At 63.5% G+C, this 13,572-nt stretch carries 15 protein-coding genes; 9 read left to right on the top strand and 6 right to left on the bottom strand.

Annotated features, from left to right (window positions below; all coding sequences use genetic code 11):
- Positions 1-87 precede the first annotated feature (87 nt).
- Complete coding sequence (locus KLP40_RS02400; protein WP_215591993.1) at positions 88-789, top strand: phosphatase PAP2 family protein; 702 nt, start codon at positions 88-90, stop codon at positions 787-789.
- A 7-nt stretch (positions 790-796) separates the two neighbouring features.
- Here the strand turns inward: KLP40_RS02400 and KLP40_RS02395 are convergent, their stop codons facing one another.
- The 6 genes from KLP40_RS02395 to KLP40_RS02370 all read right to left on the bottom strand — a co-directional run bounded on the left by KLP40_RS02395 (position 797) and on the right by KLP40_RS02370 (position 5,900).
- The gene (locus KLP40_RS02395; RefSeq protein ID WP_215591992.1) at positions 797-1,309 is read right to left on the bottom strand and encodes a GNAT family N-acetyltransferase; all 513 of its coding nucleotides are present in this window, start codon (positions 1,307-1,309) and stop codon (positions 797-799) included.
- Positions 1,310-1,359: 50 nt separating this feature from the next.
- Positions 1,360-2,352: a porphobilinogen synthase gene (gene hemB, locus KLP40_RS02390; RefSeq protein WP_215591991.1), complete on the bottom strand. Its 993-nt coding sequence runs from the start codon at positions 2,350-2,352 to the stop codon at positions 1,360-1,362.
- A 603-nt stretch (positions 2,353-2,955) separates the two neighbouring features.
- Positions 2,956-3,471, bottom strand: coding sequence for a hypothetical protein (locus KLP40_RS02385; RefSeq protein WP_215591990.1), 516 nt, complete (start codon positions 3,469-3,471; stop codon positions 2,956-2,958).
- 142 nt (positions 3,472-3,613) lie between these two features.
- Positions 3,614-3,838, bottom strand: a complete 225-nt coding sequence (locus KLP40_RS02380) for a hypothetical protein (RefSeq protein ID WP_215591989.1) — start codon at positions 3,836-3,838, stop codon at positions 3,614-3,616.
- 259 nt (positions 3,839-4,097) lie between these two features.
- Complete coding sequence (gene rocD, locus KLP40_RS02375; protein ID WP_215591988.1) at positions 4,098-5,354, bottom strand: ornithine--oxo-acid transaminase; 1,257 nt, start codon at positions 5,352-5,354, stop codon at positions 4,098-4,100.
- A gap of 72 nt (positions 5,355-5,426) precedes the next feature.
- Positions 5,427-5,900: a hypothetical protein gene (locus tag KLP40_RS02370; RefSeq protein ID WP_215591986.1), complete on the bottom strand. Its 474-nt coding sequence runs from the start codon at positions 5,898-5,900 to the stop codon at positions 5,427-5,429.
- 143 nt (positions 5,901-6,043) lie between these two features.
- Between KLP40_RS02370 and KLP40_RS02365 the strand changes: the two genes are divergently transcribed.
- The 8 genes from KLP40_RS02365 to bshC all read left to right on the top strand — a co-directional run bounded on the left by KLP40_RS02365 (position 6,044) and on the right by bshC (position 13,565).
- A complete protein-coding gene (locus KLP40_RS02365; RefSeq protein ID WP_215591985.1) occupies positions 6,044-6,223 on the top strand; it encodes a DUF5522 domain-containing protein in 180 nt (59 codons plus the stop codon).
- Between the two features lie 104 nt (positions 6,224-6,327).
- The gene (gene rpmB / locus KLP40_RS02360; RefSeq protein WP_044003635.1) at positions 6,328-6,567 is read left to right on the top strand and encodes a 50S ribosomal protein L28; all 240 of its coding nucleotides are present in this window, start codon (positions 6,328-6,330) and stop codon (positions 6,565-6,567) included.
- A gap of 202 nt (positions 6,568-6,769) precedes the next feature.
- Positions 6,770-8,416, top strand: a complete 1,647-nt coding sequence (locus KLP40_RS02355; protein ID WP_215591984.1) for an aminopeptidase P family protein — start codon at positions 6,770-6,772, stop codon at positions 8,414-8,416.
- A gap of 151 nt (positions 8,417-8,567) precedes the next feature.
- The gene (gene rpmG, locus KLP40_RS02350; protein ID WP_215591983.1) at positions 8,568-8,750 is read left to right on the top strand and encodes a 50S ribosomal protein L33; all 183 of its coding nucleotides are present in this window, start codon (positions 8,568-8,570) and stop codon (positions 8,748-8,750) included.
- 8 nt (positions 8,751-8,758) lie between these two features.
- Positions 8,759-8,920 carry a DUF4295 domain-containing protein gene (locus KLP40_RS02345; RefSeq protein ID WP_215137845.1) on the top strand — a complete coding sequence of 54 codons (162 nt, stop codon included), beginning with the start codon at positions 8,759-8,761 and terminating at the stop codon, positions 8,918-8,920.
- Between the two features lie 243 nt (positions 8,921-9,163).
- On the top strand, positions 9,164-10,141 hold the full coding sequence (gene ftsY / locus KLP40_RS02340; protein ID WP_044015542.1) for a signal recognition particle-docking protein FtsY: 978 nt from the start codon (positions 9,164-9,166) through the stop codon (positions 10,139-10,141).
- 271 nt (positions 10,142-10,412) lie between these two features.
- Positions 10,413-11,726: a 30S ribosomal protein S12 methylthiotransferase RimO gene (gene rimO, locus KLP40_RS02335; protein ID WP_215591982.1), complete on the top strand. Its 1,314-nt coding sequence runs from the start codon at positions 10,413-10,415 to the stop codon at positions 11,724-11,726.
- Between the two features lie 246 nt (positions 11,727-11,972).
- Positions 11,973-13,565, top strand: coding sequence for a bacillithiol biosynthesis cysteine-adding enzyme BshC (gene bshC / locus KLP40_RS02330; RefSeq protein WP_215591981.1), 1,593 nt, complete (start codon positions 11,973-11,975; stop codon positions 13,563-13,565).
- Positions 13,566-13,572 lie beyond the last annotated feature (7 nt).

Below are 13,572 nucleotides of genomic sequence, written 5' to 3'. Positions count from 1 at the left end.
AGGATTTGTTATGATAAAATTAAGTATTTGTTATTATTAAAATTTATATATTGTCTTGTCTTATTTAAATATTAAACCCCGTTGCCCATGCTCCCCTCCCTCGACAGAATGGTTCTCGAAAGCCTCAACCAGTGGGTGCACGTCTACCCGGGCTTCGATGAGTTTGTCGCTTTTCTCAGCTACAATACCTTGCTCAAGGGAGCCCTGTTCACCATTGTCCTCTGGTGGCGGTGGTTTCAGTGCGCCGATACGCTTTCCGGCAATGGTTGCCGGCAGATCATTCTGGGCGTGTTGGTGGGCTGCCTGTTCGGGGTGGGGGTTACGCGCGCACTTACCCACGTATTCGCGGATCGGCCCCGCCCCCTGCACAACACCGAAATGAGCCTGAAACCCGTGCAGGCCCAGCTCCTGTCCGACTCAGCCGATACCAGTTCCTTTCCCAGCGACCATGCCACCGTGTTTTTCTCGCTGGCGACCGGCCTGTTCTTTCTGTCGAGGCGGCTGGGCGTGGCGGCGGTGCTGTACGTCGTGTTTTTTATCTGCCTGCCCCGGCTCTACCTGGGGCTGCACTACCCCACCGATTTACTGGCGGGCGGCGTTATCGGGGTGGCCACGGGCATAGGGGCCAATCTGCCGGCCGTGCGCCGGACCTTCTACGCCCCCGTGGTGCAGTGGCAGTACGTGCATCCCAGTCCGTTCTACGTGGGCCTGTTTCTGATGAGTTCCCAACTCAACCAGATGTTCGGCGGCCTGCGGGAGCTGCTGAGTTTTCTGGCCTCGCGCTTCTGAAGAGGCCTTATTGGGGCGCTACCGGTTTCTCGTAGCAGAAAAACCGCAGTCCGGGCCGGAAGGCCAGCGTAATTTCCCCGGCGTACCGGTAGCCCAGTTGCGGGAACAGCTGCCGGGTGGCCTGGTTTTCGGAACTGGTGTCCACCCGCAACATCCGCAGACCCTGCTGCCGGGCCAGGATTTCGGCCTGGGCCAGCAGGGCCCGGGCCACGCCCCGGCCCCGGGCGGCGGGGGCTACCGCCAGCCGGTGCGTCACCAGGGCCGGCTCGGCGGCGTCCCAGTCGGCCTGGGCATACTCGGCATCCTGGTGGTTGTGGGTGAGGGCCGCGAAGCCCGCCACCTGCCCGTCGAGCACGGCTACCCAGAGGTGCTGCTGCGCAATATCGCCCCGGAATACGTCCTCGTTCGGGTAATCCGCCGACCACTGCCGGTTGCCAGCGGCCTGCATCAGCGGGACCACCTGGCCCAGAATGGAGAGCAGGGCGGGCATGTCGGCGGTGGTGGCGGGGCGCAGGAGCATGGAAAAAGCTGGTCAGGGAAGATGGCGTTTCCGAATAATTCCCTTCTGCTTTACCCGCGGCGCAGCACCTCGGCGGCTTCCTTGGCGAAGTAGGTCAGGATGGCATCGGCGCCGGCGCGCTTGATGCTGAGCAGCACTTCCAGCATGGTCTTCTCGCCGTCGAGCCAGCCCTGCCGGGCGGCGGCTTTCACCATGGCGTACTCCCCCGATACGTTGTAGGCCGTCACGGGCAGCTGGGTATGGTTGCGCACCTCCCGGATCACGTCGAGGTAGCTCAGCGCGGGCTTGATCATCACCATATCGGCCCCTTCCTGCTCGTCGAGGGCCAGCTCGCGCAGAGCCTCGCGGCGGTTGGCCGGGTCCATCTGGTAGCTTTTCTTGTCGCCTTTCTTGGGGGCCGAATCGAGGGCGTCGCGGAAGGGGCCGTAGAAGGCGGAGGCGTACTTGGCCGTGTAGCTCATAATGCTCACGTGCGAAAATGCGTTGCGGTCCAGCACCTCCCGGATCCAGGCCACGCGCCCGTCCATCATGTCGGAAGGCCCGATGATGTCACTGCCGGCGCGGGCCTGGGCCAGGGCCATCTGGCCGAGCACTTCCAGGGTAGCATCGTTGAGAATCTCGCCCGATTCGGGGTCCACCACGCCGTCGTGCCCGTCGGAGGAGTAAGGGTCCATGGCCACGTCGGTCATCAGCACCACGTCGGGAAACTGGCGCTTGATGTCGGCTACGGTCTTGAGGTAGAGCCCCTCGGGGTTGGCCGATTCGCGGGCCAGCCGGTCCTTGAGGCCCTCGTTGATGCTCGGAAACGGCGCGAAGCTGCGGATGCCCAGCTCCACGCACCGGCCTACTTCCTCTATAATCCGGTCGGCCGAAAACCGGAAGATACCGGGCATCGACTTGACCTCCACGTGCTGGTTCTGGCCCTCAATGAGGAAGAGCGGGAAGATGAAATCGTGGGTGGTCAGGCGGGTTTCCTGCACCATGTCGCGGATAACCTGGGATTTGCGGTTGCGGCGCGGGCGGTGCGTGGGGAGCTGGGGCATGGGTCGGGGTTGAATTGATAAGACGGGATAGAACAACCGCCACAAAGGTAAGGTTGCGGCCGGCGGCAAGTAGTCGGTTACTTCAGCTTCCAGCTACCGGTCCACCCGCGGGATAAAAAAATATACCCTGGTACGAAAAACAGTAGGCCGATGAGCAACCCGGTGCCGCCCCCGATAATCAAGCCAGTTACAATGCCCGCTACTACCAAAACCTCTCCTCCAATGAAATAAGCGGTGTCGGATATGCCCTTCTCGCGGGGCGTCGGTGATGAAGCGGGAGGTGGGGGAGATGGTTCGCTGGGTGCCGCGGCCGCTTTGCTTTTCTTCTTTCTTGCCAATTCGTGCAAGGGCCAGTGAGCAGGCTTGTACTGATTAGGAGACGGAACCTGAACGGGCAGCGGAGTAGAGGGACCTGGCGCGGGTAGCGGCAGGGCAGGTTTGGCTTCGGAAGCTACCCCCACCTCATCGGTGGGCCGCGTAACGGCTTGGGACGGAGCCATAATGACCGGGGCCGCGGGCGGAGTCCGGAACGCCGCCCGCTCGCTCCGGCAGCCAGCCAGCAGCAGCAGTCCCAGTCCCAACGTTAGCCGCCATTTCATCCGCTTACATGTTGAAGAACTCCTGAAAAATTTCCAGCCAGGCGTGTGGCCCCCCGATGCCCAGCACCACGAAGTAGTAGCCCAGCAACACCAGCAGCGCCCCCACGCCCAGGCCCAGCCAGCCGCCCAGCAGCAGCCCCACTACCACGCCGGCTGCCACCAGTGCCCCGCCCAGCACCAGGTGCAGGGTATCGGGGCCGGCTAGGCGGCGGGGCCGGGCAGCCGCAACTTCCGGGTGGGGCTGTCGCAGCATTGGTCGCCCCAACGGCCGGGCTACCGGCCGGGACCGGGATGGGACTGGCCGAGCGGCGGCCGGCCGCGGGCCGGAGGCCGCCGGGCCCGGAGCCGAGGAAAGCGGGGGGGCGGCCGCCCCCGGACCGGAGTCCGCAGGGCCGGGCGGTGCGGTAACGGATACGACGGGTAGGGCCGGGCGGAAGGAGAAAGCGGCCTGTTCGCTACGGCAGCCCAGGGCTACGAGCAGCCCCGCCACGTACCAGCGGCCCCGAAAAAATGCGTGCATGGCGGCAAGGTAGATACAAAGTAGCCGGTGCGGCAAACGGCAGGCCGCGGATCCGCGACTGATGGGCGCAAAAAAACGCCGCGCCACCTCCCCGGGGAAGGCGGCGCGGCGGCTCCGAATCCGCAACGAGGCGGGCAACGGACTATTGCTGGCGGAAGGCGGCAGCCTCGGAGGCCGACATCACCACCCGGGTGGCCTGGGGCCCCTGGGAGTCGTGGAGCAGTACCACGGTGCCGGCCGAATCGGGAGCCAGGGTAAGGGGGGCAGTGCGGGTGGCAGAACGGGTCACGAAAGCCGTGCGGCTGGTCTGGCAGCTGGCCAGCAACGCCACGAAACCACAGCACACAAACACCCGAAGAGCACGCATAGTCAGAAGATTTTGAGGAAGTAACGAGTCAAAAGTACGGCCGCCCGGCAGGGAGCGCGTAGTTCTTCGGCCAACCTTGGTGCAGACCCCGTTAGTTCCCGCAAATCGTCGGCGGGGAAAGGCCGCGGGCGGCGCGGGCCCGGGCCGTAACCACCAACGGCCCGCCGGGAAGGCGGGCCGTTGTGGGAAAGTCGGAATGGCGGGGCCTCACACGACGGGCGCCGGATGAAAGTCAGGGCTACCGCCGTGGCGAAGCCGGTTAAAACGCCATAATCACCTGCTCAATTACGTCGCAGGCTTCGTGCAGCTGCTCCTCATTAATTACCAGCGGGGGGGCGAAGCGGATGATGTCGCCGTGGGTGGGCTTGGCCAGCACGCCGCGCTCCATCAGGCTCACGCACACGTCCCAGGCCGTGCGGCCGTCGGCGGCGGGCTTGATAACGACGGCGTTGAGCAGGCCCTTGCCGCGCACCAGTTGCACTACGTCGGGGCGGCGGGCCTGCACCTGGCGCATCCGCTCCCGGAATACCTCGCCCAGGGCGCGGGCGTTCTGGGTGAGCTTTTCTTCGGTGAGCACGTCGAGGGCGGCGCGCATCACCACGCAGGCCAGGGGGTTACCCCCGAAGGTGGAACCGTGCTGACCGGGCTGGATGGTGAGCATGATTTCGTTGCGGGCCAGCACCGCCGACACCGGCAGCACGCCCCCGCTCAGGGCCTTGCCCAGCACCAGAATATCGGCGTGCACGCCCTCGTAGCACACGGCCAGCAGCTCGCCGGTACGGCCCAGACCGGTCTGGATTTCATCGGCAATGAAGAGCACGTTGTGCTCCCGGCAGAGGGCGGCGGCCTTGCTCAGGTAGCCTTCGGAGGGCACCACCACCCCGGCCTCGCCCTGAATGGGCTCCACCAGGAAGGCGCACACGTGCGGGTCGCGCACGGCCTGGGCCAGGGCGTCCAGGTCGTTGTAGGGAATCACCTGGTAGCCGGGCACGTAGGGGCCGAAGCCGGTGGTGGAATCGGGGTCGGTGCTGAAGGAAATGATGCCGGTGGTGCGGCCGTGGAAGTTGTGCTCGACAACCACAATGCGGGCCTGGTTGGGGGCAATGCCTTTTTCCTGGTAACCCCACTTACGGGCCAGCTTGAGGGCGGTTTCCACGGCCTCGGCTCCGGAGTTCATCAGCAGGGCCTTGTCGTAGTTGAACAGGTCGCAGAGCTGCTTTTCGGCGGCCCCGAGCTGGTCGTTGAAGAAGGCCCGGCTCGTGAGCGTCAGCGTCCGGGCCTGCTCCGTCAGGGCCCCGATAATGCGGGGGTGGCAGTGGCCCTGGTTCACGGCCGAGTAGGCCGAGAGGAAATCGAAGTAGTGCTTGCCTTCCACATCCCAGAGGTGGACGCCCTCGCCCCGGGCCAGCACCACGGGCAGCGGATGGTAGTTATGGGCCCCGTACTGGTCTTCCAGGGCCATAAGTTCCTGGCTGCGGGTAGCGGTTTCGGGAGTGGAGTGGGCAGTAGTAGACATGGGGTAAGCTGGTTTTGATGGGTGGTATAGCCAAAGTTACGGAAAAGCCGGTGGCCGCCGCGGGCCGGCCAGCTAGCGGTCCTCGCTGGCCAGGCGCTCCTCCAGGTCCCAGAATTTGCCGAAGTGGTTGCCGGCCTCGCGGCCGTCGGGGTAGAGCAGAAGCCAGTCCAGCACGGCCGCCTCCTCGAACTCCACGGCGGCGGCGGCCCTGACCTGGCCGTCGGTCACCCGCACGATGCGGCCTCTCAGGTGGGTCTGCTGCCAGGAAGCGGGTTCCACCACCAGCAGTTCCGGCGTGGCCGCTTCGTTGAGGGTGCGCACCAGCAGGTAGAGGCGGGGCGCGGGGCCGGCCGGCGCCCCGGCCCGGAAGTGCTGGCGGGCCGTGCCCAGGCTCCGGTGGGCCGCACGCAGCAACGGGGCCGGCAGCAGCTGCCCGTCGGCCGCCGCTGTCTGCCGCACCAGGCTGGTCAGGGCCGCGGAAGCAGTCGGCTGGGCCCGGCCGGCCAGTGGCAGCAGAGCAAGCAGCAGCAACCAGAACGTACGCATGGCGAAGGAAGAGAGAAGGCCGGAAACAGAAGGGGCGTTGCGGGGCCCGGCTTAAGATACAATCAACGCCGGGTTTGGTTCCGGGCCGGGCGGGCGGCCGCGGCGGCGTATCTTGCGGCTGCTCACTCGTTTTTCCCCTCCGCGTGCCCGATTTCAGCGCCCAACCCCTGCAACCCGGCGACTACTACCTCACCCCCGAAGGCTACCTGGTGTTCACCGAGCAGTACCACCGCCGCCGGGGTTTTTGCTGCGGCAACGGCTGCCGGCACTGCCCCTGGCGAGCGGCGAAGGACCGAAATCGGGGATCCGGAAAAAAGATCTGAGCCCTAACCCGCTATTTTTCAGCCAACGGGTTTTGTTCCTGCCAGAATATTCCGATATTTGCGGCCCTGTTTTTCCGAATTGAAACCACTAAGTTCCTGATATCATGGCCCGAGTTTGTGATCTGACCGGCAAGCGTACCCGCGTAGGCAACAACGTTTCGCACGCCAACAACAAAACCAAGCGCAAGTTCTACCCGAACCTGCAGAAGAAGCGTTTCTACATCCCCGAGCAGGACGCCTGGGTAACGTTGAAAGTGGCTACCAGCACCATCCGCACCATCAACAAGAACGGCATCATGTCGGTCCTGAAGAAGGCCAAGGAGCAGGGCTTCATCGTGTACTAGTCTTCTCTTTCCGAGAAACTACCCGATTTTTTTCCTTCGCGAAGCTTCCGCGGTTGGCCGGTCCTGATAACTCAGGCCGGCGGGCCGCGGAAGCTTCGTGTTGTTTCGGGCCGGTCCGGCTGCGGAAGCCCGGGTGCGGCCCGCTGCCTTCCGCGCCAACGGTGCGCAACGTGGCCCCCGGCTCCTGGTCTTTCGCGCTCCTATGCCCAATTTAGTCTTCGCGCCACTGCTCCGCTGGCTGCGCCCGGCCCTGCTGGCCTTGCTCACAACCACTGCCGCCGCCGCTCAGCCGCCCGCCCCGGCTTCCGTCGCTGCCGACCACCTGCCGGCCGCCTTCCACCGGGAGCGGCGCGAGCTGCTGCGCCAGGCCCTGCCGCCGCGGTCGGTAGCCGTGCTCTTTGCCGCGCCCGTGCGCAACCGGGCCAACGACGTGGACTACGTCTACCACCAGAACCCCGATTTTTACTACCTCACCGGCTACCCGGAGCCCGAGGCGGTGCTGGTGCTCTTCAAAGAACCCCAGACGCTGCCAGGGCAGGCCGACGTTACGGAAGCGCTGTTCGTGCAGCCCCGCGACCCCCGGGCCGAGCAGTGGACCGGCCGCCGCCTCGGGGCTGCCGGGGCCAAAGCGCAGCTCCAGCTCCAGTTCGTGGCCGATAACCGGGAATTTGCCGGAGCCGGTATCCGCTGGGCCGACTTCCGCACGGTGCTGTTCACGGAACTGCCCACCGAGGTGCGCGACAACCCGACCGATTCCGCCGACCTGTTCGACCTGGTGGCGGCTTTCCGCCGGCAGGCCGCCATTCCCGCCGACTTTAACGCCCGGCAGGAGGATGCCTACCGCACCATGCAGCGCTACGGGGGGAGCAATCCGGCCGGCGTCAGGTCCCTGCTCGAAAGTCTGACCCGCGACTTCCCCGCGCTGGCCCGGGATGCCTACGTGCAGGGCTACCTGAACGCCACCACGGCGGCGGAGCGCACGCAGGCCCTGGCGGCCCGCCCCGCCAGCCGCTACGACATAACCGCCCTCCACGACGCCCTGAACGGGTTGCGCCAGGTGAAGACCGCGCAGGAGCTGGTGCTGCTGCGCCGGGCCGTGCGCATCAGCGCCATCGGCCAGCAGGAGGTGATGAAAGCCGTGCGGCCCGACCTGAGCGAGCGGGAAGTCCAGGGCCTGCACGAGTTCGTGTACCGAAAGTACGGGGCCGAGTTCGAAGGCTACCCCAGCATTGTGGGGGCCGGGGCCAACGGCTGCATCCTGCACTACATCGAAAACAGCCGGCCCCAGGTGCAGAATGAGTTGCTGCTCATGGACTGCGGCGCCGAATACCGCGGCTATACGGCCGACGTGACGCGCACCATCCCGCCGGGCGGCACGTTCAGCCCCGCCCAGCGCCAGATTTACGAGCTGGTGCTGGCGGCCCAGGAGGCCGGTTTTGCCGCCTGCCGGCCCGGAGCCGATTTTCAGGCGCCCGACAAGGCCGCCCGCGCCGTAATTACGGCGGGGCTGCTGCGGCTGGGCCTGATCCGGAAGCCGGAGGAGGCCCGCCGCTATTTCCCGCACGGTACCTCGCACTACCTGGGCCTCGATGTGCACGACCGGGGTACCTACGGCCCGCTGGCCCCTAACCAGGTTATCACCGTGGAGCCCGGCCTCTACATTCCCGAAGGCAGCCCCTGCGACCGGAAGTGGTGGAATATCGGCGTCCGCATCGAGGACGACGTGCTCATTACCAGCCAGGGCTATGAAAATCTGTCGCGGGAAGCGCCGCGGACGGTGGCCGAAATTGAGGCTCTGATGGCCCGGCCCAGCGCCCTGGACGACTTCCGCCTGCCGGAGCTGCGCTAGGCAAGCCGCGGAAAAGAGCGGAAGCGGCCCCTGCCGCCCCCGTTGTGCCTAACCACTAAGCCCTAACCACACATAACAATGAACAAATCTATTTGGCATTTCCGATTTCCCTTGTACCTTTGCAGTCCTTAATCCAAAAACCCCCGTCGAGATGGCTAAGAAAGGCAACCGGGTGCAGGTAATCCTTGAATGCACTGAGCATAAGAACTCGGGGCAGCCGGGCACCTCGCGCTACATCACCACCAAGAACCGTAAGAACACGCCCGAGCGTATCGAGTTGAAGAAATTCAACCCCGTACTGCGCAAAATGACTGTTCACAAGGAAATTAAATAACCTGAGTCATGGCTAAGAAAGTAGTAGCAACCCTGAAAACCGCTACCGGTAAAGACTGGGCGAAAGTAATTCGTGCCGTGAAATCGGAGAAAACCGGAGCCTACACCTTCCGCGAGGAAATGGTGCCCGTGGACAAAGTACAGGAGTACATTTCCAGCGGCGTTAAGTAGTCCGGCGCCCATGTGGCTACCTGATTTAAAGTAAAGAAGTCCCGCCATCGTGGGACTTTTTTGCGTTGTAGCTGCAACGACGGAAAATCAGAACGTCATTCTGAGCGAAGCAAAGAATCTCACGTGCTAAAGCCATCCTGATGTTAGGGCTACTTTGCCACGCGAGATTCTTCGCTCCGCTCAGAATGACGTTCTTTGTTGCCTCAGTTCCCCGGACCCCACCAACTCAGACCCCAATCCCGCATGGGCCTCTTCGATTTTTTCAAGAAGGACAAGGAAAGCAAGGAGCAGCAGCAGGCCCTCGATGAGGGGCTGCAGAAAACCAAAACCAGCTTCTTCGACCAGCTCAGCAAAGCCGTAGCCGGCCGCAACACCGTGGACGAGGCCGTGCTCGACGACCTGGAAACCATGCTGGTACACGCCGACGTGGGCATCGATACCACGGTGAAGGTCATTGACCGCATCGAGAAGCGCGTGGCCCGCGACAAGTACGTGAGCACCTCGGAGCTGGACCGCATCCTGCGCGAGGAAATCGTGGAGCTGCTCGACGCCAACAGTGGCGCCACTGGCTCCCGCGCCATCCTCGACCGGCCCGACAGCCCCGGCTCGCCCTTCGTGATTATGGTGGTGGGTGTGAATGGCGTGGGCAAAACCACGACCATCGGCAAGCTGGCCCACCGCTTCCACTCGGCTGGCAAGAAGGTAGTGCTCGGGGCGGCGGATACCTTCCGGGCGGCGGCCGTGGATCAACTCATCATCTGGGGCCAGCGGGTGGGCGTGCCCGTCATTTCGCACGGCATGAACACCGACCCGGCCTCCGTGGCCTACGATGCGGTGCAGAAAGGCGTGGAAATGGGCGCCGACGTGGTGATTATCGACACGGCGGGCCGCCTGCACAACAAGGTGAACCTGATGAACGAGCTGAGCAAAATCAAGCGCGTGATGCAGAAGGTGATTCCCGATGCGCCCCACGAGGTGCTGCTGGTGCTCGATGGCAGCACCGGCCAGAACGCCTTCCTGCAAGCCAAGGAGTTCACCAAAGCCACCGAAGTATCGGCCCTGGCCATCACCAAGCTCGACGGCACGGCCAAGGGCGGCGTGGTCATCGGCATTTCCGATCAGCTCCAGGTGCCCGTGCGCTACATCGGCGTGGGCGAGAAGATGACCGATTTGCAGCTGTTCGACCGGACGACGTTCGTGAATTCGCTGTTTAAGAAGTAGGCCTTACCATCCGGCTCGTCATTCCGAGCGGAGCGAGGAATCTCGCGTGCTGACGTTGCAGAAGTACTTCAACGTCAGCACGCGAGATTCCTCGCTCCGCTCGGAATGACTGTTTCTACACCCGCGGTTCCGGTTGGCAAAAGAAACTTCCTCAGTAGGAAAAGGTGTTGCCGCCTGCGTACCTTTGCGGTCCGATTTTCGTCGCGGGCCAGACGCGGGCAAGTTTCTCACTGATAAGAAATTGCCTGGCCGCCCGCCTACTCCATCCAGCATGAAAGTAAGAAGCCAGCAGGCCAATAAAGTCAACGTCATCACCCTCGGCTGCTCCAAGAACCTCGTGGACTCGGAGGTGCTCATGGGCCAGCTCCGCGCCAACCAGTTTGACGTGACGCACGAAGCCGACCAGAGCGACGCCAACATCGTCATCATCAACACCTGCGGCTTTATCGACAACGCCAAGCAGGAAAGCATCGACACCATCCTGCGCTACGCCGACGAGAAGGAAGCTGGCAAGCTGGACAAGCTGTACGTGACGGGCTGCCTCTCGCAGCGCTATAAGGATGACCTGGAGGTGGAAATCCCGCAGGTGGATGCCTTCTTCGGCACCCTGGAGCTGCCCCAGCTGATGAAAACGCTGGAGGCCGACTACATGCACGAGCTGGTGGGCGAGCGGTTGTTGACCACGCCCAAGCACTACGCTTACTTCAAGATTGCTGAGGGCTGCAACCGGCCTTGCTCGTTCTGCGCCATCCCGCTCATGCGCGGCAAGCACATGGACCGCCCCATCGAGGACCTGGTGAAGGAAGCCAACCGGCTGGCCAGCATGGGTACCAAGGAGCTGATTCTCATTGCCCAGGACCTGACCTACTACGGCCTGCAGCACTACGGCGAGCGGAAGCTGGCCGATTTGCTCCGCAACCTGTCCGACGTGAACGGCATCGATTGGATCCGGCTGCAGTACGCCTACCCCTCGCAGTTCCCGATGGACGCGCTGGACGTAATGAACGAGCGGGACAACATCTGCAAATACCTGGATATGCCTTTGCAGCATATTTCGGATAACATGCTGAAAACCATGCGCCGCGGCATCAGCAAGCGCCGCACGGTGGAGCTGGTGGACACCATCCGCCAGCGCGTGCCGGGCATTGCGCTGCGCACCACGCTCATTGCCGGCCACCCCGGCGAAACCCAGCAAGATTTTGAGGACCTCTACCATTTCGTGGAGGAAACCCGCTTCGACCGCCTGGGCATCTTCACCTACTCGCACGAGGACAACACGCACTCCTATACCCTAGAAGATAACGTGCCCGCCGAAGTAAAGCAGGACCGCGCCGACCAGATTATGGAGTTGCAGCAGGGCATTTCGATGGAGTTGAACGAGGAGCGCGTGGGCCAGACCCACAAGGTGCTCTTCGACCGCAAGGAAAGTGGCTACTTCGTGGGCCGCACCCAGTTCGATTCGCCCGAGGTAGACAACGAAGTGCTGGTTCCCGCCACCAAAGACACTTACGTGCGCCTCGGCGACTTCGCCCAGGTGCAGATTACCGAGGCCTCGGACTTCGACCTGTACGGCAAGCTGGTGTAGGTTTTTTTGAGCTGTCAAAGGCAAAAGGAACGTCATTCCGAGCGAAGGTGGAGCCGGAGCCGAGGAATCTCGCGTGCAATAGTAATCCTGTCGTAAGGGTTTACTGGCGCAACATCAGCACGCGAGATTCCTCGGCTTCGGCTCCGCCTTCGCTCGGAATGACGTTCGTTTATTCAGCCCATCCCAAAAAATACCCAGTTACTTTGTGGCCGCTGGCCGGTTATAGCCCGATTATCCTTCTCTCGTATGTCCGTCACGACTCTTTCGTACGCCGAAACCGGCGCGTTTTCCTCTTTGCTCACCGATTATCTGGCCCGGGCGGAAGCGTTGCAGCCGTTTTACCACCGCTTCCCCACGCTGGCTGCCTTCGAGGAGCAGATACAAGAGAAGCAGGCCCAGTACACGCCCGAGGCGCGGCAACGGCTGGTAGCCGAGCTACGCCGGCAGTACGCCGCGCTGCCTGCGGTAAATCCGGCGGTACAGGCCAATCTGGAGCTGCTGGCGAAGGACACGACGTTCACCATCACCACCGGCCACCAGCTCAACCTGCTCACCGGGCCGCTATACTTCATCTACAAGATTGTGACGGCCGTGAAGCTGGCCCGGCAGCTGAAGGCGCAATACCCGCAGTACGATTTCGTGCCGGTGTACTGGATGGCCTCCGAAGACCACGACTTCGCCGAAATCAACCACCTCAACCTGTTCGGCAAAAAGTATGAGTGGAACGCCGCCGACCAGGGCGGCCCCGTGGGTCGGTTGCCGCTGGCGGGCCTGAAAGAGGAGCTGCTCGACCAGCTGCCCGCCGATGTGCCGGCGCTGTTCCGCGAGGCCTATGCGCAGTCGGGCACCTTGGCCGAAGCTACCCGCCGCCTGACGCACGACCTGTTTGGCGAGTACGGGCTGGTGAGTCTGGATGCGGATGTGCCGGCGCTGAAGCAGGCGCTGGTACCGGTGCTGGAGCAGGAGATTCAGGCGCAGGCCTCCAACCAGGCCGTGCAGGCGGCCAACGCCCGCCTCGAAGCCGCCGGCTACAAGCCCCAGGTCTACTCGCGCCCCCTCAACCTGTTCTTCCTCACCGACGGCGGCAAGCGGGAGCGGCTGGAGTACGACGCGGCCCAGGACTGCGTGCAGATTACGGTGCGCAACACCGGCCGCTGCCACACCCAGGCCGAGCTGCTGGCGCTGGCCCAGGAGCATCCCGAGCAGTTCAGCCCCAACGTGGTGCTGCGGCCCCTGTACCAGGAGCTGCTGCTGCCCAACCTCTGTTATATCGGGGGCGGGGCGGAGGTGGCCTACTGGTTCCAGCTCAGGGGCGTATTCGACCAGAACCAGGTGCCATTTCCGGTGCTGCTGCCCCGCAACTCGGCCCAGTTCATCAGCAAAGTCAATGCCGGCAAACTGCGCAAGCTGGGCCTGGAAACCACCGACATCTTCCTGGACCTGCCGACGCTCAAGCAGCGGGTGGGTGCCCACCTGGGTCAGGAGGAAGTAAACCTGGCCGCCGAGCAGCAGCAGCTGGCCGCCGCCTTCGAAGCCGTAGCCGCTCTGGCCCGGCGCCTCGACCCCACGCTGGTAAAAGCCGTGGCCGCCGAGCAGCAGAAAGCCAGCGGCATCTTGGGCAACCTGGAAAAGCGCCTGAGCAAAGCCGCCGAAGCCAAGCACGAAACCGCCTACCAGCAGCTCAGCAACCTGCTGAGCAAGCTGCTGCCCAACGGTCACCTCCAGGAACGCTCCGACAACGTGCTCAACATCCTCATCAACAACCCCGGTTTCATCAATCAGCTGCTGGACGCCTTCGACCCGCTGGCCCTGGAGTTCACGGTGCTGGAAGAGGAGTAACTCGTTT

Origin of the sequence: Hymenobacter piscis (assembly GCF_018760735.1) — a bacterium.
Classification (GTDB): domain Bacteria; phylum Bacteroidota; class Bacteroidia; order Cytophagales; family Hymenobacteraceae; genus Hymenobacter; species Hymenobacter piscis.
Note: the sequence above shows the minus strand (reverse complement) of the source record. Positions and strands in the feature narration are given on the sequence as shown.